At 72.4% G+C, this 23,982-nt stretch carries 25 protein-coding genes and 1 pseudogene; 16 read left to right on the forward strand and 10 right to left on the reverse strand.

The features are described from left to right. Positions 1–4 precede the first annotated feature (4 nt). Genes AMY39116_RS46530 through AMY39116_RS0300885 form a run of 5 tightly spaced genes read left to right on the forward strand, consistent with a single transcriptional unit; the run spans position 5 to position 3,433 of the window. A complete protein-coding gene (locus AMY39116_RS46530; protein ID WP_020415817.1) occupies positions 5–283 on the forward strand; it encodes a hypothetical protein in 279 nt (92 codons plus the stop codon). After that, entirely contained in the window at positions 280–1,290 is a 1,011-nt protein-coding gene (locus tag AMY39116_RS0300870) for a TAXI family TRAP transporter solute-binding subunit (RefSeq protein WP_020415818.1), read from the forward strand. The genes AMY39116_RS46530 and AMY39116_RS0300870 overlap by 4 nt, the downstream gene beginning before the upstream one ends. 25 nt (positions 1,291–1,315) lie before the next feature. Next, positions 1,316–2,059, forward strand: coding sequence for a dienelactone hydrolase family protein (locus AMY39116_RS0300875; protein ID WP_020415819.1), 744 nt, complete (start codon positions 1,316–1,318; stop codon positions 2,057–2,059). Next, entirely contained in the window at positions 2,056–3,066 is a 1,011-nt protein-coding gene (locus tag AMY39116_RS0300880) for an NAD(P)/FAD-dependent oxidoreductase (protein ID WP_020415820.1), read from the forward strand. The genes AMY39116_RS0300875 and AMY39116_RS0300880 overlap by 4 nt, the downstream gene beginning before the upstream one ends. Positions 3,067–3,091: 25 nt before the next feature. Continuing rightward, entirely contained in the window at positions 3,092–3,433 is a 342-nt protein-coding gene (locus AMY39116_RS0300885; protein ID WP_020415821.1) for a 4Fe-4S binding protein, read from the forward strand. A 27-nt stretch (positions 3,434–3,460) separates the two neighbouring features. Here AMY39116_RS0300885 and AMY39116_RS48015 read toward each other — a convergent pair whose 3' ends face one another. Both AMY39116_RS48015 and AMY39116_RS47065 read right to left on the reverse strand, forming a co-directional pair. Further along, entirely contained in the window at positions 3,461–4,006 is a 546-nt protein-coding gene (locus AMY39116_RS48015) for an SDR family oxidoreductase (RefSeq protein WP_157358341.1), read from the reverse strand. Positions 4,007–4,130: 124 nt separating this feature from the next. After that, a complete protein-coding gene (locus AMY39116_RS47065; protein ID WP_020415822.1) occupies positions 4,131–4,436 on the reverse strand; it encodes a cupin domain-containing protein in 306 nt (101 codons plus the stop codon). 137 nt (positions 4,437–4,573) lie between these two features. Here AMY39116_RS47065 and AMY39116_RS48020 point away from each other — a divergent pair. Continuing rightward, positions 4,574–4,690 (forward strand): annotated as a pseudogene (locus tag AMY39116_RS48020) (short-chain dehydrogenase); the annotation flags it as partial. Between the two features lie 97 nt (positions 4,691–4,787). After that, on the forward strand, positions 4,788–5,252 hold the full coding sequence (locus AMY39116_RS47270) for a hypothetical protein (RefSeq protein ID WP_027935527.1): 465 nt from the start codon (positions 4,788–4,790) through the stop codon (positions 5,250–5,252). Here AMY39116_RS47270 and AMY39116_RS0300905 read toward each other — a convergent pair. The 3 genes from AMY39116_RS0300905 to AMY39116_RS44535 form a co-directional block, all read right to left on the reverse strand. Continuing rightward, the gene (locus AMY39116_RS0300905) at positions 5,228–6,871 is read right to left on the reverse strand and encodes a long-chain fatty acid--CoA ligase (RefSeq protein WP_020415825.1); all 1,644 of its coding nucleotides are present in this window, start codon (positions 6,869–6,871) and stop codon (positions 5,228–5,230) included. The two genes, AMY39116_RS47270 and AMY39116_RS0300905, sit on opposite strands and share 25 nt — an antisense overlap. Positions 6,872–6,911: 40 nt before the next feature. Further along, positions 6,912–8,132, reverse strand: coding sequence for an alpha/beta hydrolase fold domain-containing protein (locus AMY39116_RS41900; protein ID WP_162146019.1), 1,221 nt, complete (start codon positions 8,130–8,132; stop codon positions 6,912–6,914). 457 nt (positions 8,133–8,589) lie between these two features. After that, positions 8,590–9,249 (reverse strand): IclR family transcriptional regulator, encoded by a 660-nt coding sequence (locus AMY39116_RS44535; RefSeq protein WP_157358347.1) that lies wholly within the window; start codon positions 9,247–9,249, stop codon positions 8,590–8,592. A 140-nt stretch (positions 9,250–9,389) separates the two neighbouring features. Between AMY39116_RS44535 and AMY39116_RS0300925 the strand changes: the two genes are divergently transcribed. The 5 genes from AMY39116_RS0300925 to AMY39116_RS0300945 are packed head-to-tail and all read left to right on the forward strand — an operon-like array spanning position 9,390 to position 15,331. Further along, positions 9,390–10,949 (forward strand): ABC transporter substrate-binding protein, encoded by a 1,560-nt coding sequence (locus tag AMY39116_RS0300925; RefSeq protein ID WP_039791035.1) that lies wholly within the window; start codon positions 9,390–9,392, stop codon positions 10,947–10,949. Beyond that, on the forward strand, positions 10,946–12,124 hold the full coding sequence (locus tag AMY39116_RS44540; RefSeq protein ID WP_020415830.1) for a hypothetical protein: 1,179 nt from the start codon (positions 10,946–10,948) through the stop codon (positions 12,122–12,124). Before AMY39116_RS0300925 ends, AMY39116_RS44540 begins: the two co-directional genes overlap by 4 nt. Before the next feature lie 2 nt (positions 12,125–12,126). After that, positions 12,127–13,047, forward strand: a complete 921-nt coding sequence (locus AMY39116_RS0300935; protein ID WP_020415831.1) for an ABC transporter permease — start codon at positions 12,127–12,129, stop codon at positions 13,045–13,047. After that, positions 13,047–13,844: an ABC transporter permease gene (locus AMY39116_RS41915; protein WP_084505998.1), complete on the forward strand. Its 798-nt coding sequence runs from the start codon at positions 13,047–13,049 to the stop codon at positions 13,842–13,844. Before AMY39116_RS0300935 ends, AMY39116_RS41915 begins: the two co-directional genes overlap by 1 nt. Further along, a complete protein-coding gene (locus tag AMY39116_RS0300945) occupies positions 13,838–15,331 on the forward strand; it encodes an ABC transporter ATP-binding protein (protein ID WP_020415833.1) in 1,494 nt (497 codons plus the stop codon). Before AMY39116_RS41915 ends, AMY39116_RS0300945 begins: the two co-directional genes overlap by 7 nt. On the opposite strand, the gene AMY39116_RS0300950 is transcribed toward AMY39116_RS0300945, so the two are convergent. Both AMY39116_RS0300950 and AMY39116_RS0300955 read right to left on the reverse strand, forming a co-directional pair. Beyond that, the gene (locus tag AMY39116_RS0300950; protein ID WP_020415834.1) at positions 15,320–16,120 is read right to left on the reverse strand and encodes an alpha/beta fold hydrolase; all 801 of its coding nucleotides are present in this window, start codon (positions 16,118–16,120) and stop codon (positions 15,320–15,322) included. The two genes, AMY39116_RS0300945 and AMY39116_RS0300950, sit on opposite strands and share 12 nt — an antisense overlap. Beyond that, a complete protein-coding gene (locus AMY39116_RS0300955; RefSeq protein WP_162146020.1) occupies positions 16,117–16,959 on the reverse strand; it encodes an alpha/beta fold hydrolase in 843 nt (280 codons plus the stop codon). Before AMY39116_RS0300955 ends, AMY39116_RS0300950 begins: the two co-directional genes overlap by 4 nt. A gap of 124 nt (positions 16,960–17,083) precedes the next feature. On the opposite strand from AMY39116_RS0300955, the gene AMY39116_RS41920 reads away from it, so the two are divergent. Genes AMY39116_RS41920 through AMY39116_RS0300975 form a run of 4 tightly spaced genes read left to right on the forward strand, consistent with a single transcriptional unit; the run spans position 17,084 to position 21,385 of the window. Next, positions 17,084–18,253 carry a CaiB/BaiF CoA-transferase family protein gene (locus tag AMY39116_RS41920; protein ID WP_020415836.1) on the forward strand — a complete coding sequence of 390 codons (1,170 nt, stop codon included), beginning with the start codon at positions 17,084–17,086 and terminating at the stop codon, positions 18,251–18,253. After that, a complete protein-coding gene (locus AMY39116_RS0300965; protein ID WP_020415837.1) occupies positions 18,253–19,221 on the forward strand; it encodes an NADPH:quinone oxidoreductase family protein in 969 nt (322 codons plus the stop codon). The genes AMY39116_RS41920 and AMY39116_RS0300965 overlap by 1 nt, the downstream gene beginning before the upstream one ends. After that, positions 19,218–20,549 (forward strand): MFS transporter, encoded by a 1,332-nt coding sequence (locus AMY39116_RS41925; protein WP_020415838.1) that lies wholly within the window; start codon positions 19,218–19,220, stop codon positions 20,547–20,549. Before AMY39116_RS0300965 ends, AMY39116_RS41925 begins: the two co-directional genes overlap by 4 nt. Before the next feature lie 17 nt (positions 20,550–20,566). Continuing rightward, on the forward strand, positions 20,567–21,385 hold the full coding sequence (locus AMY39116_RS0300975; protein WP_039791106.1) for an IclR family transcriptional regulator: 819 nt from the start codon (positions 20,567–20,569) through the stop codon (positions 21,383–21,385). On the opposite strand, the gene AMY39116_RS0300980 is transcribed toward AMY39116_RS0300975, so the two are convergent. The 3 genes from AMY39116_RS0300980 to AMY39116_RS0300990 are packed head-to-tail and all read right to left on the reverse strand — an operon-like array spanning position 21,357 to position 23,922. Then, positions 21,357–22,349 (reverse strand): amidohydrolase family protein, encoded by a 993-nt coding sequence (locus AMY39116_RS0300980; RefSeq protein ID WP_020415840.1) that lies wholly within the window; start codon positions 22,347–22,349, stop codon positions 21,357–21,359. The genes AMY39116_RS0300975 and AMY39116_RS0300980 overlap by 29 nt on opposite strands. Then, positions 22,346–23,404, reverse strand: a complete 1,059-nt coding sequence (locus AMY39116_RS44545) for a class I adenylate-forming enzyme family protein (RefSeq protein WP_020415841.1) — start codon at positions 23,402–23,404, stop codon at positions 22,346–22,348. The genes AMY39116_RS0300980 and AMY39116_RS44545 overlap by 4 nt, the downstream gene beginning before the upstream one ends. Further along, positions 23,401–23,922 carry a 3-hydroxybutyryl-CoA dehydratase gene (locus AMY39116_RS0300990; RefSeq protein ID WP_020415842.1) on the reverse strand — a complete coding sequence of 174 codons (522 nt, stop codon included), beginning with the start codon at positions 23,920–23,922 and terminating at the stop codon, positions 23,401–23,403. The genes AMY39116_RS44545 and AMY39116_RS0300990 overlap by 4 nt, the downstream gene beginning before the upstream one ends. Positions 23,923–23,982: the final 60 nt, after the last annotated feature.

The raw sequence follows: 23,982 nt of genomic DNA on the forward strand, positions 1-23,982 counted from the left end.
CACCATGGCCACCTTCCTCACCCTCCACCAGGCGCCCGGGCTCTCGGCCGACGAGATCGCCGGCTACGGGCCCGAGGTCGCCCAGGGCGTGCATGCCCGCTTCCGCAACCTGTTCGTCAACCTGCGCTCGGGATTCATCGTCACCATCTACGAGGCCGACAGCCGGGACGCGGTGGAGCAGGAGTTCGAGCGGATCGGTTTCCCGTTCGACGACATCCACGAGATCGACTACACCCTGGACGAGGCCCAGCTCGCCGCGATGACCTCCGGGGCCACCTCGTGACCGAGCACGCCACCCCGCCCGAGCCGTTCATCGACCGGGAGATCTCCCTGATCTTCCAGGGCGACTGGGGCCAGGCGAACCTGCACCGCATCTGCGGCTGGTTGTGCCAGGAGATCGGTGACCGATCGGCGCCGGGATCCCGGTTCGGGATCTGGTCGGGGCGCGGCGGCACCGACGCCGTCCGGGCCGTGCTCGCGCAGGACGTCGACGCGGCGCTCCTGACCCCCACCGCGGCGGCCGCAGGTATCACGGCCGGAGCCGGTCCCCTCGCCGTGCCCGGCGCCGACCGGCTCCGCGCCCTGGGCACGCTCCCCCAGCGCGATCGCCTGGTGACGTGCGTCGACGCCGCGCTCGGCGTCTCGCACACGGGTGAGCTGGCGGAGTTGCTGCCGTCGCTGCGCATCGCGACCAGCCCCGACGACGGGGTCAACCTGATCGGGGCCGCCGCGCACCGGTTGCTCGGCGCGCACGGCATCACACCGGAACGCCTCGAGCAGGCGGGTGGGTCGATGCTCTACGCGGAACGGCCGTTCCCGGCGATCGCCGCGTTCCGCGACGGCGGAGCCAACGTCCTCATCCACGAGGCGATCATGACCCCCGCCTGGCAACGGGTGGCCGAGCACAGGCCGGTCACCTACCTCGACGTCGATCCCGCGGTGGTCGCGGCGTTCGCCGACTGGCACTGGCCCACCGCCACCGTGCCCGCCGGCTATCTGCCCGGTCTGGATCACGACCTGGAGGCGCTGGAGTTCTCCGACTTCCTGCTCGTGTGCCGGGCGGACCTTCCCGACGACATCGCCTCGATGATCGCCTGGTGCCTGGTGGCGACCCGGGAGGCGCTGGAAGTCCAGTACCGCCACTTGCCCCCGGACCGCAGCCCGGTCAGCTACCCGCTCGACCCGAAGGCGATCGCGAGCACGCCCGTTCCGCTGCACCCCGCCGCCGAAGCCACCTACGCGGCGCTCGGCGACGGCGCATCAGCCGCCGGCGCCCTGATGTGGGCCTGAGCGCCCGAAGAAGGAGAACACCGACATGACCACCTCCGAACCCCTGGGCGACTGGCTGGAGCTGTCCACCAGCGACGGTCCGATGCGCGTCTACCGCGTGCGCCCGGAGCACCCCGTCACCCCGCCCGCCGCGGTCCTGGTCCTGCAGGAGGCGTTCGGCGTCAACGACCACATCCAGGACGTCACGCGCCGCGTCGCCGCGGAAGGCTACCTCGCACTGGCACCGGAACTGTTCCACCGCACCGGTGGCGGCACGGTCGACTACGCCGACCGCGAGAAGGCGATGGCGCTGATCGACGCGATCACGCCGGACCAGATCGACACCGACGTCGTCGCCGTGCTGGAACACCTCGACGAAAAGGAGAACATCCCGGTCCAGCGCACCGCCGTCCTCGGCTTCTGCTTCGGCGGCCGGGCGGCGTTCACCGCGGCGACCACCACGCTGGGACTCGGCGCCACCGTCGCCTTCTACGGCCCCGGCGTGGTCACCGGGCCGCACGCGGTGCTCGATCGCATCGACAACATCACCGGACCCGTGCTCATGATCGTCGGGGACCAGGACCCCACCATCCCGGTCGACCACCGCGAGGCGATCTCCAGCGCTGCCCGGCGCACCGGGGTGGACCTGCGGATGGCGGTGTTCCCCGGCGCGGGGCACGCCTTCCACTGCGACGCTCGCCCCGCGATGTACCACGAGGCCGCGGCGCGGCAGGCGTGGCAGCAGGCCACGTCGCTCCTCGCCGACGTTTTCGGGACCCCGGGGCGATGAGCACCGCCGATCTCGACGCCGATGTCCTGATCGTCGGTGCGGGCCCGAGTGGCCTGTTCGCCTCGTACTACGCGGGCCTGCGGGAGCTGTCCGTGGTGCTGCTCGACTCGCTGCCCGAACCGGGTGGCCAGTTGATGGCCCTGTACCCGCAGAAGCCGGTGTACGACGTCGCCGGCCTGCCGGAGGTGACCGGCGCCGCACTGACGGAGGCGCTGGTCACCCAGGCCGAGGTCGCGGCTCCCACCTGGGTGCTCGGCGAACAGGCCACCACCTTGGATCGGAACCCGGCCGGCGGGGAACGCCGGTTCACCGTCACAACCAGCAGTGGGCGGAGAGTCCACGCCGACGGGGTTGTCGTCGCCGCCGGGATCGGCAGCTTCCGGCCCCGTCGCCTCGACGCGGCAGAGCCGCATCTCGGTCGCGGGGTCAGCTACTCCCTCGGCGACCTGACCGACTACCACGCCCGGGACGTCGTGATCGTCGGCGGCGGCGACAGCGCCGTGGACTGGTCGTTGATGGTGGCGCCGGTCGCCCGCTCGCTGACCGTGGTGCACCGGCGCCGCACCCTCCGCGCTCACGCGCGGTCGGTCAGCCGGCTGCAGCAGACCGACGCCCGCATCATCCTCGATGCCGACGTGGTCGCCACACACGGCGACGGCCGGCTCGAGGCGGTCACCGTGCGCGGACGGGACGGCGACGAGCAGCAGCTCCCCACCGACGCCCTGATCGCCGCCCTGGGCCACACCGCCGATCTCGGTCCCCTCGCCTCGTGGGGCTTCGAGCTGACAGGCCGCCAGATCGTGGTCGACGAGCGGATGTCCACCACCGTTCCCGGCGTCTACGCGATCGGCGACGTGACCGCGCACCCCGGCAAGGTGCGCATCATGGCCGTCGGCTTCGGTGAAGCCGCGACCGCGATCAACAACCTGGCAGCGGCACTGCGCCCTGGTGAGGCAGTGTTCCCCGGCCACTCCACCGAACTGATGGACGCGGCGCGAATCGCGTGACGCGCTGTGGAAAGGAAGACCACCCATGCCATACGTGATCGGCGCGCCATGCGTCGACGAACTGGACGGGTCGTGCGTCGACGCCTGCCCCGTGGACTGCATCTACGAGGGCGCCCGCAAGCGCTACATCAACCCCCTGGAATGCATCGAGTGCGGGAACTGCCTGCCGGCCTGCCCGGTCGACGCCATCACGAAGGGACCGCCGCCCGACGCTCCCGAATGGGCCGAGGACAATGCCCGGTTCTTCGCCGAGCCACTGCCCGGCAGGACCGAGCCCCTCGACTCACCAGGCGGCGCCTCGCTGCTCGGCCCGCTCGGGGTCGACACCGAGCTGGCCGCGAGCACGGGCAAGGACCAGACCGGGTGAGCTTCTCCCCCACCGCCCCGGTCGACGTTACTGTCCTGCCTCAGCGCGGCCCAGCAGCGTGAAACCACAGCTCGACTGCGCGCGTGTTCGAGCACGTGCATGACCAGCCAACGCAGAATCCTCGTATACCCGCCTGCGGGCAACGCAGCTCGCCCGTGCCCCACGTCGCAAGGCGCGCAGCCCACCCACCTGCGTCTCCAGGCGACGAGCCGGAACCCGCTCGGCCGACGTGGACTGGCGCTCAGTGCGGCGACGGGGCGGACGGGGCGGTCCCGCCTGGCGGGCCACCAGACCGTCGCACCCACGCTCCTTTTTGTACAGTCCGGCACCCGGACCGAGCGGCACGACCCGCCGGCGCACCAGTGGTCGGCGAACGGCCAGCGGGAGGCCGCCGTCGCCCGGGAAGTCGGCGCCGGTGATGTAGGACGAGGCGTCGGAGGCGAGGAAGAGCATCATCTCCGCGATCTCCCTGGGCTCGGCCGAACCGCTTGAGCGGGATGCGGTCGGCCAGCCGAACCTGCCGCTCACTCCCGGGTGAATAGTGTCGCGCAGCCGGACCGCGGCGAAGTCCATCCGCCACTGCGTCAGGTAAGCCCCGGGACTCTGCCCGATCGCAGCCGGAAACCTGCGAGCGAGCGTCGCGCGGGACACCGAGATCGCCGACGCCAGGGTGGTCGCGGTCCACGGCCGGGACGGCTCACGATGGATAACGTTCCAGCGCCTCCCCGACGACCGGATCGGCCAGCATGCCGAGCCACGTCCCGCGCTGCTCGGCGGGCCAGGTCGCCAGCCAGGCCCGCAGCACCTGGATCAGCATGACGTCGGCGAGGCTGTTCAGCACGGCGGCCGTCGCCGGCTGTGGGTGGGCGAGTTCGCGGCCGAGCAGGCGCACCGCATCGTCGAAACACGCCGCGCCGGCATCGGCGCGCACGTGGACCAGCGGAGGAAGCGCCCGGAGCACCTGGGTGCGCACCGCCGGGTCGTGGTCGTAGTGAATGGTCACGATCGGGTCCGCGCCGGCGCCGACCCGATCGTGACCGTCTCGCCGGACTCGCGGGCACGCGCTGCGCCCGCCGCGTCGCAGGCGCACTCGTCACCGGAGCCAACCGGGACCTCGGCACGCATTTCGCCCGGGAACTGCTGGAGCGGGGAGCGGTCAAGGTCCACGCCACGGCACGACGGCCGGAGATGGTCGATCTTCCGGGCGTCGAGGTGCTGCCGCTGGACGTCACCGACCCCGCGTCGGTCGCGGCGGCCGCCGCCGTGGCCGGGGACGTCACCCTGCTGGTCAACAACGCCGGAATCTCCTGCGGAGTCAACCTCGTCGACGGGGATCTTCTACGGCACCCTGGCGATGATCCGGGCCTTCGCGCCTGTGCTGGGCAGCAACGGCGGCGGCGCGATCCTCAACGTGCTGTCGAACCTGTCGTGGCTGAGCTACGACGGAAACAACGCCTACGCCGTCGCCGAGTCCGCGGAGTGGAGCCTGACGAACGGCGTCCGGCTCGAGCCGGCCGGTCAGGGCACGCTCGTCAGAGGCGTGGTCTTCGGCCCCACCGCGACCGAGACCATGCGCACGTACGCGAGCGACGCGGTGATGCACGATCCGGTGGACATCGTCCGGACGCGCTCGACGGGATCGAGGCCGGCACGACCGAGATCATCGCCGATCGGTTCGGCGCGGAGGCGAAGGCCGCGCCGTCCGGGCCGCCCCGGGGATTCGTCCTGGAGACGGTTCCCCGCGGATAGCAGGCGCGCAGGCCGACGTGTTCCGGTCGGCCTGCCCGGCCACCATCACGCAAGCCCACCGTCGCGGTAGAGGCCCTCGATCACGCCCGAATACCTGTCATCGATCACTCGGCGGCGCAGCTTCATCGTGGGTGTGAGCTCGTGGCCGGGCAGCCACTCGGCGTCCAGGACGGCGAACTTCTTGATCTGCTCGACGCGAGCGAGACCCGCGTTCGCGGCGTCGATCTGTGCCTGGACGGCAGCTGACACCGCCGCGTCGGTGTCGCCGGGGCCGAACGCCGCACGATTCGGCACGACCAGGCACACGTTGTAGGGGCGCCGATCTCCGATGACGCACACCTGGCTGATCGCACGACCAGCGGCGAGCACTGCCATCTCGATGTTGGCCGGAGACATGTTCTTGCCGGCCGCGTTGATGATGAGCTCCTTCTTGCGGTCGACGATCCACACGAATCCGTCGCCGTCGATCCGGGCGACGTCACCTGTGTGGAACCAGCCGTTCGCGTCGATCGCTTCCGCCGTCTTCTCGGGCAGGCCACGGTAGCGGCGCATGACTTGAGCGCTTCGAACGAGAAGCTCACCGTCGTCGGCGAGCGCGAGTTCGACGCCGCTCAACGGCTTGCCGACGCTTCCCGGCCGCCGGCTGGCCGGCGTGCTGATCGTGACCAGACAGGACAGCTCCGACATCCCCAGCACCTCGCAGAGCGGAAGACCGAGGGCGTCGAAGAACTCCACGACACTCGGCGGTGTGGGCGCAGCGCCGGTGTTGACCCAAGTGGCAGCGTCCAGTCCGAGGCGTTCGCGGACGTGGGCGGCGAGCGCCGGGTTCTCGAGTACGTCGGAGACGAGGTCGCCTTCGTATTCCTCCTCTGCGCGGACCTTGAGCTTCTCCCAGATCCGGGGAACTGCGCCGAAGATCGTCGGACGGACCTCCGCGATCGCATCGAACAGCTGGGACGCATCGGCTACCGATGTCACCGTATTGCCGTAGGTCATGAAGGCCGAGTAGTGCGAAGCCCATCGGTCGGCCACGTGGGCCGCCGGCAGAAAGCTGATCTGGCGGCCACCGCCGCTCAGTGGCAGGGACGAATGCACTCCACGGAGCTCCTCGAGCATGCCCCGGTGCGTCAGTTCGACGCCCTTGGGCGGCCCCGTGGTTCCCGACGTGTAGATCAACGTCAGGAGATCGTCCGGTCCCACGCCTGCGGACGAGAAGTCGAAATCGGTCGTGTCCGCGGCAAGTTCCGGCGCGAGCCCGTCGATCACCAGCACCTGCTCCAGCGGAGTGCCCAGTCGCCGGGTTGCCTCCACCACGCCCGAGAAGGTTCGTTCCGTCACGAGGAGGCGTGCTCCGGAATCGACGAGGACGTGTCTCAGCTGCTCGGCCGGCGAAGTGTGGTAGAGGCTGAACGGCACGGCGCCCAGGAACATGACAGCGGCGTCGACGACGTGGAACTCCGGCCGGTTGCGCAACATGAGGGCCACGACATCACCGCGGCCGACACCTAGCTCCCGGAGACGGCTCGCCACTTCACCGATGCGGGCCAGCACCTGGCGGTATGTCCACTCGACCTTCGACTCGTGTGACCGGAGGGCCGGCTGCTCGGGTCGCGCGGAAGCGGTCGCGAGGAGGACCTCGCACAACGAGCTGGACTGCTCCAGCCGGGCGTCGGGTGAACTGTGCGACACGGACCTTCCTTCACGGGTCGACGTGCGTTCGCGCACGAGGTCAGTTCCCGCGCACCCGCTTCGCGAACCCCACGATGTCGGCGACCGCCGCCTTCGTGCTGGCACCGACGTAGTGGCGGAAGATGACCTCGGCACCGTGGACGATGCCCAGGTTCACCCGTGCCGACACCGCGACGCCGGCTCGCGCGAGCTTGCGGGCGAAGGCAATTCCCTCGTCGCGCAGTGGATCCAGCTCGTTGACCGAGATCACGAACGGCGGTAGACCGCGCAGATCCTCTTCGGTGGCGTAGTAGGGCCACGCGATGGGGTCTTCGGTGTGCTCGCCGTGCGGGTCGTAGGCACGGACGAGGAGAGCCATCATGCCTGTCTCGATGAAGTACCCGTCGTTCTCGACCAGCGAAGGCAGCTCGGCGAGTCGCCGTTCGCGGTCCCACCCGTAACCACCGCTGATGTACGGAACGCTGGCGTAGACGCCGTCGATGACGTCGATCCCCCGCCGCTTCGCGAGCAGTGCCGTGGCGATCGCCAGGTTTCCACCGCCCGACTCACCTTGGATGACGACCGACGAGAGGCCGAGCTCGCCCCTGTGCTCGTGGACCCACACCGCACCGGTGAGGCAGTCCTCGACCCCGGCGGGGAAGGGGTCGTGGGTCGCCGCGGTGCAGGCGTTGCGGAAATCGACCATCACGACGATCGCACCGGCGAGGGCGACGTCGGTGCACCAGCGGCGATGCACCGGATTGTCGGTGGTCAGGATCGTCATGCCGCCGCCGTGCGCGTAGACGACACCGGGCAACGGGCCGGCCACGCCACGCGGCCGGAAGATGTGCAGGGTGATCTCGTTGCCGTCCACACCGGTGATGCTTGCGGTGCTCACGTCGACGTCCTCGCTGTCGCCGGGCAGTGACAGGTCGATCGTCTCGTACAGCGCCTGGAACCCGTCGTGTGCGGCGCGGACGGCCGCCAGCACGGTCTCGAGGTCGTCGGACGAGGAGACGGGCGGGGGCGCTCCGGTGACCTCGAGTCCGACGGCAGCGAGGCCGGCGAGCATTGCCGGGGAAAAGCGCTCGTCGCTCACCGGCGAGCGGGCCTCGTCGCCGAGTCGGCCTGGCAATCCGGGGGCGGCAAGGAACGGGGTCGCAGTCATGCCCACCTCATCGTGGTCTCGGTCACATTGCGCATCACTGTAGGTCGAGACGTTACGTTTGGCAATAGGTAACAGGCGTCCCGGTTCAGGAGGTCGCGCGGCGGGCGTGGACACCGGCTCGCGAACTGGGAATACCAGGCGACAAGCCCGGGGTCGTCGACACTCGAAGAACTTCCGCAGTCGGGACAACGACGCACTCATCGCCGCTGCCCGACCGACATCCGCTCGGCCGCCCTCCTGACACTGCACTCGGCCATCAACGCCAGCAGCAGGTTGAGCAGTCATCACCACACCGCAATGGCGGTTCGCCAGGATCGCGACGCGTGCTGCTCTGCAACTACCGTGGGGGGTTGAACCAGGCGCCGGCCGAGGGATACTTCGACACGAAATCGAGTCGATCGAAGAGCCGCGAGAGCTGATCGGCTTCATCGTGCACGCCACCCGGGTCAAGTTCGAGCAGTGGTCAGACCTGATGCGGCAGGTCGTCGCCGCCGCGCCGCGATTGACCCCTCGGCCGGCCGAGACTCTCCTGACCTCGGCCGGCGACACCCGCGTTCACCGCAAAGAATGACTACGCGAGCAGCTCGTCGCGGTAGATGCTGAAACGGACCGTGCGCGCCGCGTCGACGAGGGCGGGCCGCAGCCGCTGCCACGCCTCGCCCCGGCCGCCGGTGAGGGTCAGCGCGGCGACCACGGCGCCGGCCTTGTCGGTGATCGCCGCGGACATCGACGAACGGCCCGTGATGTCCCGGTGCACCGCGATCCGCGCGTCCCGCACCGGATTGCCACCGGGGCCGTCGAACGCGCTGAACAGCGATCCGGCCGACGACGCGTCCGCGCGGAGCCTGCTGCCCTCGTGCACGTCCGGCGTGCCGCGACCGGCGTGCGCGAGGCTGACGACGAGCGCTTCGTCCTGGTCGAGCACGCTGAGGTAGGCGGTCCTGCCGGTCGCCGCCGCGAGCTCACGGATGTGGCGGGACGTGTCGCGCTGGATCCGGCGCACGCACGGGGCGGAGCTGCCGATCGCCCACACCCGGGTCGCGAGGCGGTAGCGTCCGTCGGCCTGCTGTTCCAGGCCACCCCACTCGGTCAGCTCCCGCACCATCCGCCACGCCGTCGCGACCGGAAGACCGGTGCGCTCGGCGATCTGCGTGACCTGCAACGGCCCGGACGCCCGCTCCACCGCGTCCAGCACGGACAGCACGCGGGCCGCGACACTTCGAGGCGGCATCGCTGCGCTCCTTCCCTTGCTCCGCGCGGAAACTAGCACGCGATTCGGCGGCGGCAGCCGTCGTCCCACTCCGTGAACGCTTTCCGAAGAGTGAAAACGCGAGCCCGGCCGCGATGATTCCGGCACACATACTCGGCGCCGTGCTACGACGAACATCCCTCCTCCTGTGCGGGGCGGCAGTGCTCACCGCCTGCGGCACCGGCGGCGCCGAGACCGGCCCGGCGGCCACGCTCAGGGCCGGCCTCGCCGCGCCGATCGGCTGCCTCGATCCACATCAGACCCCGCAGACCCCGAACCTCCAGGTGTCCCGCCAGTTCGTGGACTCGCTCACCGACCAGGACCCGCGGACCGGCGAGATCGTGCCGTGGCTGGCGGAGTCGTGGACGGTCGACGAGCGGGCCACGCGCTTCACGTTCACCTTGCGTGACGGCGTCACCTTCAGCGACGGCACCCCGCTGGACGCCGCCGCGGTCGTCGCCAACCTCGACGACGTGGCCGCGCTCGGCGCCCGGTCCCCGCTCGGCGCCACCTACCTCGCCGGGTACGCGGGCGCCACCGCGTCCGGCCCGCGCACCGTCGAGGTGCGCTTCGACACCCCGAGCGCGCAGTTCCTGCAGGCCACGTCCATGGTGACGCTCGGCATGCTCTCGCCGGAGACCTTGGCGGAGACCCCGGAGAAGCGGTGCGCGGGCACGCTCACCGGCTCCGGCCCGTTCGTGCTCGACGAGGTGGCGCTCAACGAGGAGGTGCGGCTCACCGCGCGCGAGGGCTACGCGTGGGCCGGCGACCTGGCCACGCACCAGGGCACACCGCGGGTGCGCACGCTGGTCTTCGCGATCGTCACCGATCCGAGCGCACGGCACGGCAGCCTCGTCTCCGGTCAGCTCGACGCCGACCTGCAGGTCCTCCAGCAGGACGAGGCGTCGTTCAGCGGCAACGGCGTCCAGGGTCCCCGGCTGCTGACGGGCACCCGGCCCGGCGTCGTGTACACGTTGCTGCCCAACGAATCGCGGCCGGCGTTGCGTGATCCCGCGGTGCGCCGCGCGGTGGGCCTCGCCCTGGACCGCGCGGAGTTCGCGCCGCTGTTGTCGGCGGGCGAGCGCCCGGCGACCGACGTCCTCGCCTCGACCACGCCCGGCTACGCCGACCGGTCGCGGGACCTGGCGTTCGACCGGCGTGAGGCGGTCCGCCTGCTCGACGCGGCGGGGCTGCGACCTGGTGCGGACGGCGTGCGGGCGTCGTTCACGCTGGTGTACTCGGCGACCGAGCGGTACGGCGCGGTCTACCAGCTCATGGCCCAGCAGCTGGCCGAGGTCGGGATCGAGCTGCGGGTCACGCCACTGGACGACGCCACCAACAGCGCACGCCAGAGCGCCGGCGACTACGACTTCGTGTCCTGGGCGGTCACCCGGGGCGACCCGGCGGTGCTGGCGAGCCTGTACCCGGTGGCGAGCGCGAACCCGTTGCGCCGCACCGCACCGGACGAGCTGGACGCCGCGATCGCGGCGATCGCCACCGTCCTCGCCCCCGGGGAGCGGGCACGGGCCGTGGACACGGCGGCGAAGGCGATCCTCGCCGGCGGGCACGGCATCCCCTTGTTCGAGCAGGCTTCGTCGATCGGTCTGGCACCCCGGGTGTCCGGGGTGCGGCTGGACGGTTCGGGCCGGCCGATCTTCTCCGACGCGGAGGTGGACGCATGACGTGGCACGATTTCGGTGACGGGCGCGCGGTGACCGCCGCTTCGTTCGTCGCGGCGGCACGGTCCCTCCTGGACGCGGCGGTCGACGCCGCCGGTGGCGGGGAGGAGACCAGGGCCGACTTCGTCGCCGGCCTCGCCGCGTGCCTGGCCACCTCCGGTCCCTACGCGACCCTCCGCCTCGACGCGGGCCTCGTCGACCAAGGGGTGCGCGGCGAAATCGCCGCGAACGCCGACGCGGTCTCGGCACTGGTGCTGGACCTCGTCGCGGACGCGCCGCGACCGCGACGGCCGGGTCCCGCCGACATCCACAGCAGCTGCGTCGGCTACTCGTGGATCCCGCCGGTGGTCCGCAGGCTCATCGGCGGGCCGGAGCTGCATCCGGCACGCAACCTGTACAACGAGTGGCTGTGGCAGCTCGTGCTGCTGCGGGACGCGTTGATCCCGTTCACGAACCCGGCCGAGGTGCCGCTGCTCGCCGGGCCCGACGGGCTGACCCGCCTGCAGGACGCCCGTGACTGGTTCGCCGTCCAGGTCATGACGCGTCGCATCGCGCACGAGGCGATCGTCCGGTTCGCCGCCGAGGCCGTCGCGGGCGCACGGGCCGACGGCGCGTACGGGTTCCAGCACGGCGGCGCGGTGGTGCTGCCGCCGGTCGCGCTGGACGGGCCGGTCCTCGGCCCGGCGTACCTGCTGACGTACCGCCCGGGCACGCTCGTGCCGGAGGACGTCGCGTTCTTCGTGCCCGCCACGGACCAGCAGACCGCCACCCTGTCCGCGCCCGCGAAGGCGGCGGGTGAGGTCGAGGTGGTCAGCCTGTCCGACCGGCTCGTTCCCGGTCCGCCGGGACCGGCGGGGACCCGCGCGCTCACGCTCGTCGTGGGCTTCGACGGGCACGAGTGGACGGCCGACCTCGGGCAGGCGCTGCGCGGGCACCGGTATGCCGCGCGGCCGAGTGGTCCGCACCGGACGTCCACCGCGGACACGGCCACCTGGTCGGGGTGTGCGGTGCTGCGGGAGGACGGCGTGGTGGCCGTGCCCGAGGGCGGGCTCATCCCGACCGGCGGCCAGCGTGCGCTGACACTGGCGCTGCTGGGCAGGCTGCGGCCGGGGAACGTCGTGCTCTGGACCGGCCAGGACGTGGAGCCGGGCAACGTGCTCCTCGATGTCAGGGGCTGACCGTGCGCCGGTTCGTCCTGCGGCGGGCCGGGCAGGCCGCCGTCGTGGTGCTGGCGGCCTACACGCTGACGTTCGCCGCGTTCGACCTGCTGCCCGCCGACCCGGCGCGGATCATGATCGGTCCGGAGAACGCTGTCGACGAGGCGAGGGTGGCCGCGCTGCGTGCCGAGTTCGGGCTGGACCGGCCCGCGTGGGTCAGGTACGCCGACGGGCTGTGGCACGCGCTGCGCGGCGACTTCGGCACGTCGTTCCAGACCGGCCGCGGGGTCGGCGCGACGATCGCCGACGCGGCACCGAGGACGCTGGCGTTGGCCGGCGCGGCGCTGCTCCTGGCCGTGCCGCTGGGTTTCGTGATCGCCTGGCTGGCCGCGCACACCGGCAGGCCGTGGTTGCGCCGTTTGCTCGGTGGCCTGCCGGGGCTGTCCCTGTCGATGCCGACGTTCTGGCTCGGCCTGGTGTTGCTGCAGGTGTTCTCGTTCGGGTTGCGGCTGTTCCCTGCTCGCGGCGACGGCCTGGCGGGGCTCGTGCTACCCGCGGTCACGCTGGCCGTGCCGTCGTCGGCGTTCGTGGCGCAGGTGCTGTCGGTGCGGCTGCTGGCGGAGATGCGGCAGCCCTATGTGAGCACCGCACGTGCGAAGGGCGCGTCGGTGGCGCGGGTGGTGTCGGTGCACGCGCTGCGCAACGCGGCGATGCCCGCGCTGACCATGGTGGCGCTCCTGGTGGGCTGGCTGTTGTCGGGCTCGGTCGTGGTGGAGACGGTGTTCGCCCGCAACGGGCTCGGCCGGCTCGTGGAGACCGCGGTGACGACCCGGGACCTGCCGGTGCTGCAAGGACTGGTGGTGGTCACGACCGCGCTCGTCACCTTGCTGGCGCTCGCCGTGGACCTGCTGCACCCGCTGGTCGACCCGAGGGAGCGCGGGTGATGTTCCGCAGACCCGGCGTACTGTCGGCCGTCGCCGTGCTGGTGGTGGTCGTAGCGGCCGCCCTCGCGCCCGGGCTGTTCACCGCGGCGGATCCGGTGCGGGGCGCCATCGCCGACCGGTTGCGGCCGCCCGGTGCCACTCACCCCTTCGGCACCGACGAACTGGGACGGGACCTGTTCGCGCGAGTGGTGCACGGATCGGCGGCGTCGCTGTCGGCGGCCGTCCTGGCAGTGGGCATCGCGGTGCTCGCCGGGTCCGTGCTCGGGCTGGTGGCCGGCACCGCTCGTGGTCGCCTCGACGACGTGGTGATGCGGGCGGTGGAGGTGCTGCTCGCGGTGCCGTCGTTCCTGCTCGTGCTGATGGTGGTCGCCGTCCTCGGTCCCGGCACGGGCAACGTGGCGATCGCCGTCGGGGTGTCCGCGGCCGCGGTGTTCGCGCGGATCATGCGAGCCGAGGTCGTCCGGGTCCGGGGCGCCGGGTACGTGGAGGCGGCCGTCGTGTGCGGCACCGGCAGGAACACGACGCTGATGACGCACGTGCTGCCGAACGCGGCGAGCCCGGTCGCCGCGCTGGCGGCACTCGAACTGGGCAACGCGATCCTCACGGTGGCGGCGGTCGGGTTCCTCGGGTTCGGTGCCCCGCCGCCGGAGCCGGAGTGGGGCTCGCTGATCGCGGCGGGCCGCCCCTTCCTCGCCTCGGCGTGGTGGCTCACCACGCTGCCCGGCCTCGTCATCGTGGCCGTGGTGCTCGCGGTCAACCACCTCGGACACACGTTGCGATCGGAGAACCGATGCTGACCGTACGGAACCTGACCGTCCACTACGGACGCGACGCCGCTCTGACGGGCGCGGACCTCACCGTCCACGCCGGCCAGGTGGTGGCCGTGGTCGGCGAGTCCGGGTCGGGCAAGTCGACGCTCGCGCACGCCGCGGTGGGCCTGCTGCCGCCGGCGGCACGGGTCAGTGGCGCGATCACGTTCGACGGGACACGCGTCGAACGGCTCCCGGACCGGCGGTGGCGGCGCCTGCGCGGGCGGCGGATCGGGTTCGTGCCGCAGGACCCGGGGACAGCGCTCAACCCGCTGATGACCGTGCGCGCCCAGGTCGAGGAAGCGTTGCGGTTGACCGGGAATCCAGCCGACCCGGCCGCGGAGCTGGCGCGCGTGGGGATTCCCGATCCGGACCGGGTGCTCGCCGCGTACCCGCACCAGTTGTCGGGCGGCTACCGGCAGCGGGTGCTGATCGGGATGGCGCTCGCGGGCCGGCCCGCGTTGCTGATCGCCGACGAGCCGACGTCGGCACTCGACACGACCGTGCAGAAGACCGTGCTGGACCTGCTCGCCTCCGTGGCGGCGGCGGACGGCACGAGCGTCCTGCTGGTCACGCACGACCTCGGCGTCGCGGCCGACCGGGCGGACCGGGTGGCCGTCATGTCCGGTGGGCGCATCGTGGAGGAGGGCCCGACGGCGGCCGTGCTCGGCGACCCGAGTGACCCCTACACCCGCCTGCTGCTCGACTCGGCGCCGCGTCCCCGGACAGCGCGGCCGCCGGTGGCCGAACCACTGCTGGAGGTGCGTGACCTGCGCAAGTCGTTCGGCAGGACCGTCGCCGTGGACGGCGTGTCGTTCACGCTGGGCAGGGCGGGCGCACTCGGGCTCGTCGGTGCGTCCGGATCCGGGAAGTCGACGATCGCGCGGGTGGTCACCGGATTGACCGAGCCGACGGGCGGCAGTGTGCTCGTGGCGGGCACGCCGCCGGTAGCCGGGCGTGGCCGGGTGCAGTTCGTGGCGCAGAACCCGTTCGGTTCGCTGGATCCTCGGTGGCGTGTCGGCCGGATCGTCGCGGAACCATTGCGCGGCATCGGCAGGGCCGAACGGCGGCGGCGGGTGCTCGGGTTGCTCGCGGACGTCGGGCTGCCCACCTCGTACGTCTCGCGCAGGCCGTCCGCGCTGTCGGGCGGGCAACGGCAGCGGGTGGCGATCGCGCGTGCGCTGGCGTCGCGGCCGGACCTGATCGTGCTGGACGAGCCGGTGTCCGCGCTGGACGCCGTGACGCGCGCGCAGATCCTGGACCTGTTGCGGCGGCTGCGCGACCGGCACGGGCTGGCGTACCTGCTGATCTCGCACGACCTCGCGGTGGTCGCGTCCGCCGCCGACCACCTCGTGGTGCTGAGGGACGGCCGCGTCGTGGAATCGGGCCCGACGGCCGACGTGCTGGCCGCGCCGGCGGCCGCGTTCACCCGCGAACTGCTCGCCGCGGTCCCAGGACGCTTGTCAGTGCACTAGGCGTGCCAGCCGGTCCGCGTGGGTCGCGAAGACCGCGTGGCCGGCGTCCAGCGTGACCTGCTCGAACGCCGGGGCCAGGTCGTCCGCGTCGCGGATCATCACGTCCTGCAGTTCGACCGGCAGGGCGCGATCGGCTGTCGTGCGCACGTACGTCCTCGGGACGCGGCCCCACCGCTCGGCGGTCGCGCCCGCCGGGGTGGTGAGGAACGACAGCGGCTGGTCCGGGCTGAGCAGTGCGGCCAGCGCGTGGAAGCCCGCACTGTCCAGGCCGGAGAAGTACGCGGCGTGGAGTTCCGCCAGGTATGCCGGGTCGGTGCTGCGCGGGTCGATGCGAACCGCGCCGATCGCCGCCGGATCGCCCAGGTACAGATCGCCGCCCAGCGCGGTCTTCGCCTCCGGCAGCGCCAGGTAGGCGCCCGCGGTGCCGAGCCGGGTCGGGACGAACGCCGCCACGTACACCAGCTGCGCCACCAGTTCCGGGGCCAGTTCCGCCACGCGGGTCGCCACCGTGCCGCCCATGCTGTGCGCCACCAGCACGGACCGGCGGCGCAGGGCCACGATCACGTCCCTCGCGACCTCGTCCAGCGTCAGGTCCGCCAGCGGGGACCGCTCGGTGCGCAGTGCCGCGGTGTCCCTGGTCAGGTAGCTCGCCGGGAAGCGGGCTCGCGTGCCGTGGCCGGGCAGGTCCAGCGCCAGCACCCGGTGCCCGCGCGCGGTCAGTGCCGCGGCCAGGGCCGTGAAGTGCCCCGCGCCGTGCCACGCGCCGTGGATCAGCACCACATCGGTCACGACTCCCACCTCTCCACCAGGATGCCGGCCAGCTCCGCGGGACGTTCCTCCGGCACGTAGTGCCCGCAGTCCTCCACCCAGCACGACGACACGTCCGACGCCGCCGCCTCGACGGTGTCGAGCCACCCGAGCCCGACACCGTACCGCGCGCCGACGACCATTGTGGACACCGTGACCGGCCCAGCGGCGCGGAACGCGCGGTTGTCCTCGATGTCCTGGGGCAGCGCCCGGTAGTACCCCATGGTCGCGCGCACCGCACCGGGTGCGGCCAGGGCGCGGGCGTAGGTGTCCAGGTCCACGTCGTCGATGGCGTCCGTGACGTACAGGCCGATCGAGTCGCGGCGGAACATGAACTCCAGGTAGCCGCGTTCCCGCCCGGCCAGCAGGAACTCGGGCAGGTCGGGCACCATGTTGAACCCGAAGTGCCACGACCCGCCGGTCAGCGGGTTCGCCGCGGCGAGGCTGTCCCCCAGCCCGGGAATGCCCGCCTCGACGAACGTCAGGCTCAGCAGCGCGTCCCCGTGCAGCGCCGCGAGCGGGTATGCGACCTGACCGCCGACGTCGTGCCCGACGACGTGGTACCGCCCGAACCCCAGCGACGTCATCAGCCGGTGCACCACCTCCGCCACGGACCGCTTGTCGTACCCGCCGGTCATCCGCGAGCTGGCGCCGAAGCCGGGCAGGTCGGGGACCACGACCGTGTACCGGTCGGCGAGCAGCGGAACCACGTGCCGCCACGCGTACCCCGTCTGGGGCCATCCGTGCAGCAGCAGCACCGCGGGCCCGTCGCCGGCGACCGCGCACTCGACCACACATCCGGGAAGCCTGATCCGTGCCATGTGGACAGCCTGCCGGACCACCGGCCGCGAACAGGGCATCCGTTTCCGTTCACCGGAAACGTGTCGTAGGACCCGGGCATCCGGCGTTCCTATGGTCGGCGGACCACTGCCGCAGGGAGGCCGCATGATCGACCAGATGACGGTGCTGAGCTTCGCGCACTTCGTCCAGGGACCCGCCGCCGCGCAGTACCTCGCCGACCTCGGCGCCGACGTGGTGACCGTCGAGCCACCCGGCGGGTCGTGGGAGCGGCGGGTGGGCAGCGGCGGCATCCGGCTCGCCGGGCGCAGCGTCACGTTCCTGTCGGTGAACCGCAACAAGCGGTCGATCGTCGTCGACCTCAAGCACCCGGACGCGCTGACCGTGCTCCGCCCGCTGATGGAGCGGGCCGACGTGCTGCTGGAGAACTACCGGGACGGCGCGCTGGACCGGCTCGGGCTCGGGTACGAGGCGGTCCGGGCGATCAAACCGGACATCATCTACGCCTCCGCCAGCGGCTGGGGCTCCCGTGGCCCGATGGCGGGTCGTCCCGGTGTGGACCTGCTCGTGCAGGCCCGGACCGGGCTCGTCGACGTGACCGGGAACGGTCCGACCGCGGCGGGCACCCCCGTCGTGGACCACCACGGCGCGGCGCTGCTCGCGATGGGCGTGCTGGCCGCCTACGCCCGCAAGCTCACCACCGGTGCGGGTACGCGGGTCGAGTCGAGCCTGCTCGGCGCGGGGCTCGACCTGCAGGCAGAGTCGCTCGCACTGTACTTCTCCGGCAGGCGGACCGCCGCGGACCTCGCGCGCCCGGCCGAGCTGGCGTGCTGGTCGATCGACGCGCCGTACGGCGTGTACCGGCTGCGGGACGCGTCGGTCGTGATCGCGGTGCACGGCGCGGTGGACGAACTCGGTGAAGCGCTCGGCTCCCCCGTGCTGGCGGCCTACGACCAGCAGGCGCGCCGGGCCAAGCGCGACGAGTACACCGCGGCGGTGGCCGAGGTGCTGGGCGCCATGACCTACGCGGAGGTCGCGGAACGCCTGGGGCCCCGGGGTTTCTGGTTCGAGCGGGTGGCCGGTTACGACGACGTCCGCACCGATCCGCAGGTGGCCGCGGAAGGGCTGCTCGCCGAGTTCGACGTGGACGGTGAACCGGCGACGGTCCTGCGGCACCCGGTCCGCTACGACGGCGAACTGCCCGGCATCCGCACCGCACCCGCGGAACTCGGCGAGCACACCCGCGAGGTCCTGCGAGCCGCCGGGTTCTCGGCGGCCGAGGTCGACGGGTTCCTCGCCGCGGGCGTGGTGGCCTGATGCGCGCTCTCGTGTGCACGCGCCTCGGCGAGCTGGACGTGCTCGACGTGCCGTGGCCGGCCCCCGGGCCGGGTGAGGTGGTGGTCGCGGTCAGCCACATCGGGTTGAACTTCCACGACACGCTGGTCGTCGCGGGCATGCACGTGGTGCGGCCGGAACCGCCGTTCTCCCCCGGCAGCGAGTACGCGGGCACGGTCGTCGCGGTGGGCGCCGGGGTGACGTCGGTGCGGGTGGGTTACCGGGTCGCCGGGAACGAGGAGTACGGGTGCGCGCGCGAGGCCGTGGTGGTGCGCGCGGACCGGGTCACCGTCCTGCCCGGGCACGTCACCGACCGGCAGGCGGCGGCGATCCTGGTGACCTACTCGACCGCCTACCACGCGCTGGTCCAGCGAGCGGGGCTGAAACCCGGCGAGACGCTCGCCGTGCTCGGCGCGGCGGGCGGGGTCGGCTCGGCCGCGGTGGACGTCGGAAACCTGCTCGGCGCGAGGGTGATCGCCGGTGCGTCCACGGCGGAACGCGCGAACGGGGCGCTGCGGTACGGCGCGCACGAGACGTTCTCCTACGGCGGCACGGACGCCAAGGCCGCCATCAAGGAGCTGACCGGCGGGGGCGCGGACGTGGTGTTCGACCCGGTCGGCGGCGCGGTGGGCGAGGCCGCGGTGCGTGCCGTCGCGTGGGCGGGCCGGTACCTGGTGGTCGGGTTCGCGTCCGGGGACATCCCACGGGTGGGCCTGAACATCCCGCTCGTGAAGGGTTCGTCGGTGGTGGGCGTGTTCTTCGGCGAGTTCGTGCGGCGGGCACGCGCGGTCCACGAGACGAACCTGCGGGTGATCTTCGACTGGGCCGGTGCCGGGCGGTTGCGCCACCGCGTGCACGACGTGCTGCCGCTCGAAGACGGGCCACGGGCGCTCCGCGATCTCGCGGCGGGCAAGGTCGAGGGCAAGCTCCTGCTGCACGTGACCGCATGACGCGCACCGGGATCGCGGTCACGGCGCTGCTCGCCGGGACACTGCTGGCGCCGCTGAACTCGTCGATGGTGGCGGTGGCGCTCGCCCCGATCGGGCGGGAGTTCGCGCTGCCGCCCGCGACGACGACCTGGGTCGTCACCGTGTTCTACCTGACCGCGTGCGTCTGCCAGCCGGTGCTGGGACGGGTCGCCGACCGGATCGGGCCTCGGCGGTTGTTCGCCGCCGGGATGGCCGTCGCCGCCATCGCCTCGGCCGTGGCCACCACCGCGACGTCGCTGCCGGTGCTCGTGCTGTGCCGCGGTGTGCAGGCGGCGGGTGTGTCCGCCGCGTTCCCTTGCGCGGTCCTCGTCATCCGCCGCAGCGGCGAGGTGCGGCGGCTCGCCGCGGTCGCCACCGCCAACACGACCGCGGGCGCGGTCGGGCCGGTGCTGGGCGGGCTGCTCACCGAGTGGGCCGGGTGGCGGGCCGTGTTCTGGGTGAACCTGCCGATCATGCTGGTCGCGCTGGCGCTGGCGTGGCGGGCGATCGGGCCGGACGAGCGGCGGCAGCGGAACGGCATGAACCTGGACCCGCTCGGCGTGCTGCTGTTCGCGGTGGCCGTGGTCGCGTTGCTCGACCTGATGCTCCGCCGCTCGTGGCCTGCCGCCGTGGTGCTCGTGGTCGCGGCGACCGGGTTCCTGTGGTGGGAGCGGCGGGCGGTGGCGCCGTTCGTGGATGTCCGCGCACTCGCCGCCGCACCCGGGCTGGTGCCGGTGCTCGGCACGTTCGTGCTGTTCAACCTCGCCTACTACGGTGCGTTCTACGGGTTGCCGCCATGGCTGCAGAACACCCTCGGCTACGACGCGGCGGCCGCCGGGCTGCTGGTCATGCCGATCGCGGCGAGCAGCGTGGTGGTGACCTTGGCAGGCGCTCGCGTGGCGGGCCGGTGGACGTTGCCGCTCTCCGGCGGGTTGCTGCTGGTCGGGGTGGCCGCGCTCGCGGCGTTCGGGCCCGGGACACCCGCGTGGCTCATCGTGCTCGACGGGGTCGTGCTCGGCATCCCGTACGGCCTGTGCAACCTCCGACTGCAGCGCCTCATGTACGAACGCGCACCGGAACGCATGTCCGGGGTGGTCGCCGGCCTGTTCCAGTCGGCACGCTACGTGGGTGCCATCCTCGCCGTCGGCGTGGCCGGGGCGACCGGCGCCTTGCGTCCGCTCGCGCTGGCGATGACCGTCGTCGCGGCGGCCGTGATCGGCCTGCTCGCGTTCGACCTCCGACGATCGGGGTCGTCCGGGTTAGGATCAGCCGGTCAGGACCCCGGCCGGACGCTGTGGGCGCGGCCATGACCGAACCGGTGCCGATCATGAGCGTTCCCCGCGAGGCGAGCACCGGCCGCACGGTGGCCGGCCGGGTGTTCGCGCTGCTCAACGCGTTCTCCCAGGAGAGGCCCGCGCTCCGGCTCATCGAACTGGCCGCCGTGACCGGCATGCCCGTGTCGACCGTCCACCGCATCGCGACCGAGCTGGTCGAGCTGGGTGCGCTCAAGAAGGAACGGGACGGCGTCTACCGGATCGGCCTGCGGCTGTGGGAGCTGGGGGCGCTCTGCCCCGCGCCACGCACACTGCGGGAGGTGTCGCTGCCGTTCATGCAGGACCTGTACGAGGCGACCGCGGAGAACGTGCACCTCGCGGTGCTCGACGGCGACGAGGTGCTGTACGTGGAGCGGGTGTGGGGCCGCCGCTCGGTCGACGTGGTCACGCGGGTCGGCGGGCGGGCGCCGCTGCACGCGACCGGGGTGGGCAAGGTGCTGCTGGCGCACGCGTCGCGGGAGCTGCAGGAGTCCGTGCTGGCCGGCGGGTTGAAGCGGTACACCGCGCACACGATCGTGATGCCGGGGATCCTGATGCGGTCGCTGCAGGAGGTCCGCGCGACCGGGATCGCCCGGTGCGCGGAGGAGCTGTCGCTGGGCACGGTGTCGGTGGCGGCGCCGATCTCCGGGCCGGACCGCCGGGTGGTGGCGGCGTTGTCGGTGGTGTCGCACACCGTCACGCACGCGCGGGCGCTGACCGCGGTCGAACCTGCGTTGCGGCTCGCGGCGCTGTCGATCTCCCGGGAGCTGGCCAACGGTTACGACGGCATCGGCACTGCCGACGTCACGCCGATCCGCCCAGCAACGCGGTGATCGTGCCGGACTCGATCCGCGCGGCGTCCGGCCGCGCCAGCCGCAACGCGTCGACCGTCCCGAGTGGATCGGCGTCGGCCAGCTCGAACGGGTAGTCGGTGCCGACGAGCACGTGGCCGGCGCCGAAGTCCTCGACGAGCCTGCCCAGCAGCGGGGCCGAGAACGTGGCGGTGTCGTAGTAGAGGCGGCGCAGGTAGGCACTCGGCGGGTGCGGGGTGGTGCGGGCGACCGCCTTGCGGGACCAGCCGAGGTCGAGCCTGCCCTGCAGGGCGGGCAGGCAGCCGCCGCCGTGTGCGAGACACACGCGCAGGTCGTGCCGTTCGAGGACGCCCCCGAGGACCAGCCGGGACACGGCGAGCGCGGTCTCCATGGGGAACCCGGCGAGCTGCGGCAGCCAGTAGTCGGCGAGGCGGGCGCCGCCGGGCGTGCTGTTGGGGTGGAGGAACACGAACGCGCGGCGCTCCGCCAGGTACTCCCAGAGCGGTTCGTGCACGGGGTCGTCCAGCTCCGCGCCGAGCCCGCGGGTGCCGATGGCGATGCCGGCACAACCCAGTTCCTCCAGGCAGTACCGGGCTTCGTCGGCGGCTTTCCCGGTGCCGAGTGGCACGTGGCCGAGCGGATCGAGCACTCCGCGATGCCCGGCGAGCAACTCCGCGAGCGTGTCGTTGCCGCGCCGGACCGTGTCGAGGACCCTCCCCTCGTCGGTCGCGTCGGCGCAGGTGACGAACGGCGGCACCGACACCAGCTGCCGGGTGATGCCGGTGCGTGCCATGTCGGCCAGCCGCTCGTCCACGTCGTACTGGGCGGCGGGCAACGGGATCGGCGCGCCCTGCGGCATCCCGGAGATCACCGGGTCGATCCGGACCACCCCGTCGCCGCGCTCGGCGAGGCCCTGATCGGACAGCCAGTCCAGCAGCGGCAGCGGGAGGGCGTGCGTGTGCACGTCGACGACCGGGCGGTTCATCGCGTCCTGCCGAGGTGGTACAGGTAGCCGTCGTCGAGACGGCACAGGTCTCCCGTGCGAAGCCAGCCATCGCGGACCGGAGAACCGGGCGGGAACGCGTAGGAGCGCGCGATGTTCGGCCCGCGCACGCCCAGCTCGCCCGCCGCGTCGATGTCGATCTCGATGCCGGGAAACGGCCGTCCCAGCGACGAGCGGTGCGGGCCGAGGTGGTCGTCCGGGGTGCTGTAGGCGATCGTCTTCGGCGCCTCGACCTGGCCGAACACCTGGCACAGCACGTGGCCGAACAGCGCGTGCGCGCGGTCGATCTCGTCGTCGGTCAGTGAGGTGCCGCTGTAGATCAGCAGCTTCAGGCTCGACCAGTCGACGCCCGCGGCCCGCGGGTGGTCCAGCAGTGCCCGGAACGTCGGCGGCATGGCCAGGAGCACCGTCGGCCGGTACGCGACGACGGCGTCCAGCAGCGCGTCCACCCCGGGCTCGTCCGGGATGGTGAACGTGCCACCGAGCAGCAGCGCCGGCAGCACGAGGTTGCCGAAGCCGCCGGACACCGGCTCCGGGCACAGCACCCGGGGGCGGTCCGGCCAGGGCAGCGTGTCCCGGAGCAGGACCGCGACCGCGCCCAGCGCCCCGCTCGTCAGCTCGACGCCCTTGACCGGGCCCGTGGTGCCGCGCGTGAACCCGAGCCGCACCACCACGTCCGCGGGTGCCACCTCGACCGGCCCGCCGGGCGCCGGGACATCCACATCGGACAGCACGGTCGCGGGGCCGATCCGGCCGAGCCGTTCGGCGAGCGCGGCGTCGTCCAGTGTGCCCGGCGGGATCCCGGCCGACCGGCGGCCTGCGACGTAGCACGCGGCGGTCACGAGCCACTGCAGCGGATCGTTGCGCCGGACCTGCACCACCGTGTCCTCGGACGGCAGCTTCGCCAGCAGTTCGACCAGGCCGAGCACCGTGGTTTCGGCGTCGCGATAGGACAGTGCGGTCCCCGCGTGTTCGAACGCCACCCGGTCCGGGTGTGCCCGCAGCGCGTCGAGGACCAGTTCGCCCGCGGGCCTCACAGGCGCTCGTCCGGCATGACCGTGCCGCACGCCTTGCACGTCCGCGCGTTGACGTCCCCGTAGAAGCGCTGGTACGCGCCCGCGACCGGATCCGTGCGGTAGTCGCTGACGTGCACGGCCTCCTCGTGCAGGAACTCGTCGCACTTCGGGCAGAACCAGCGGAAGCGGTCCAGCTCCCCCGGCCGCCGCAACCGCTCGATCACCAGCACGAACGCGTCGGGCGCGAACCGGGGCGAGTGCGCGATACCGGTCGGCGTGAAGATCGTGGCCCCCTCCGGGATCACCGCGACGTCCGAACCGCCCTCCGGCTTGCGGTAGTGCAGGTCCATCGAGCCGCGGACCATGAACATCACCTCGTCGCTCGGGTTGAGGTGGAACTCGCTGCGGTACTCGCGGCCGCGGGCGAGGAAGGCGAGCGACTCGCTCTCCTGCCACAGCACCTTGACCCGCTTCCCCGCCGCCTGGAGTTCGTCGGCGGCCTTCCGCAGCTCCACGATGGGCATCTTGCTGGGGTGCATCGGTTACCTCCTAGGTTGTGTTTCCAAGTGGCGGAGCCGCTTGTTCCTGCGCCGTCAGCT

Origin of the sequence: Amycolatopsis sp. ATCC 39116 (assembly GCF_000231075.2) — a bacterium.
Classification (GTDB): domain Bacteria; phylum Actinomycetota; class Actinomycetes; order Mycobacteriales; family Pseudonocardiaceae; genus Amycolatopsis_E; species Amycolatopsis_E tucumanensis.

Bases quoted from the DNA above. Each gene is read 5' to 3' on its own strand.
- AMY39116_RS46530 (WP_020415817.1), top strand. From the start codon at position 5: ATGGCCACCTTCCTCACCCTCCACCAGGCGCCCGGGCTCTCGGCCGAC.
- AMY39116_RS0300875 (WP_020415819.1), top strand. From the start codon at position 1,316: ATGACCACCTCCGAACCCCTGGGCGACTGGCTGGAGCTGTCCACCAGC.
- AMY39116_RS0300880 (WP_020415820.1), top strand. From the start codon at position 2,056: ATGAGCACCGCCGATCTCGACGCCGATGTCCTGATCGTCGGTGCGGGC.
- AMY39116_RS0300885 (WP_020415821.1), top strand. From the start codon at position 3,092: ATGCCATACGTGATCGGCGCGCCATGCGTCGACGAACTGGACGGGTCG.
- AMY39116_RS48015 (WP_157358341.1), bottom strand. From the start codon at position 4,006: ATGGACTTCGCCGCGGTCCGGCTGCGCGACACTATTCACCCGGGAGTG.
- AMY39116_RS47270 (WP_027935527.1), top strand. From the start codon at position 4,788: ATGATCCGGGCCTTCGCGCCTGTGCTGGGCAGCAACGGCGGCGGCGCG.
- AMY39116_RS44535 (WP_157358347.1), bottom strand. From the start codon at position 9,249: ATGCCGCCTCGAAGTGTCGCGGCCCGCGTGCTGTCCGTGCTGGACGCG.
- AMY39116_RS44540 (WP_020415830.1), top strand. From the start codon at position 10,946: ATGACGTGGCACGATTTCGGTGACGGGCGCGCGGTGACCGCCGCTTCG.
- AMY39116_RS41915 (WP_084505998.1), top strand. From the start codon at position 13,047: ATGTTCCGCAGACCCGGCGTACTGTCGGCCGTCGCCGTGCTGGTGGTG.
- AMY39116_RS0300945 (WP_020415833.1), top strand. From the start codon at position 13,838: ATGCTGACCGTACGGAACCTGACCGTCCACTACGGACGCGACGCCGCT.
- AMY39116_RS0300955 (WP_162146020.1), bottom strand. From the start codon at position 16,959: ATGGCACGGATCAGGCTTCCCGGATGTGTGGTCGAGTGCGCGGTCGCC.
- AMY39116_RS41920 (WP_020415836.1), top strand. From the start codon at position 17,084: ATGATCGACCAGATGACGGTGCTGAGCTTCGCGCACTTCGTCCAGGGA.
- AMY39116_RS0300965 (WP_020415837.1), top strand. From the start codon at position 18,253: ATGCGCGCTCTCGTGTGCACGCGCCTCGGCGAGCTGGACGTGCTCGAC.
- AMY39116_RS41925 (WP_020415838.1), top strand. From the start codon at position 19,218: ATGACGCGCACCGGGATCGCGGTCACGGCGCTGCTCGCCGGGACACTG.
- AMY39116_RS0300975 (WP_039791106.1), top strand. From the start codon at position 20,567: ATGAGCGTTCCCCGCGAGGCGAGCACCGGCCGCACGGTGGCCGGCCGG.
- AMY39116_RS0300980 (WP_020415840.1), bottom strand. From the start codon at position 22,349: ATGAACCGCCCGGTCGTCGACGTGCACACGCACGCCCTCCCGCTGCCG.
- AMY39116_RS0300990 (WP_020415842.1), bottom strand. From the start codon at position 23,922: ATGCACCCCAGCAAGATGCCCATCGTGGAGCTGCGGAAGGCCGCCGAC.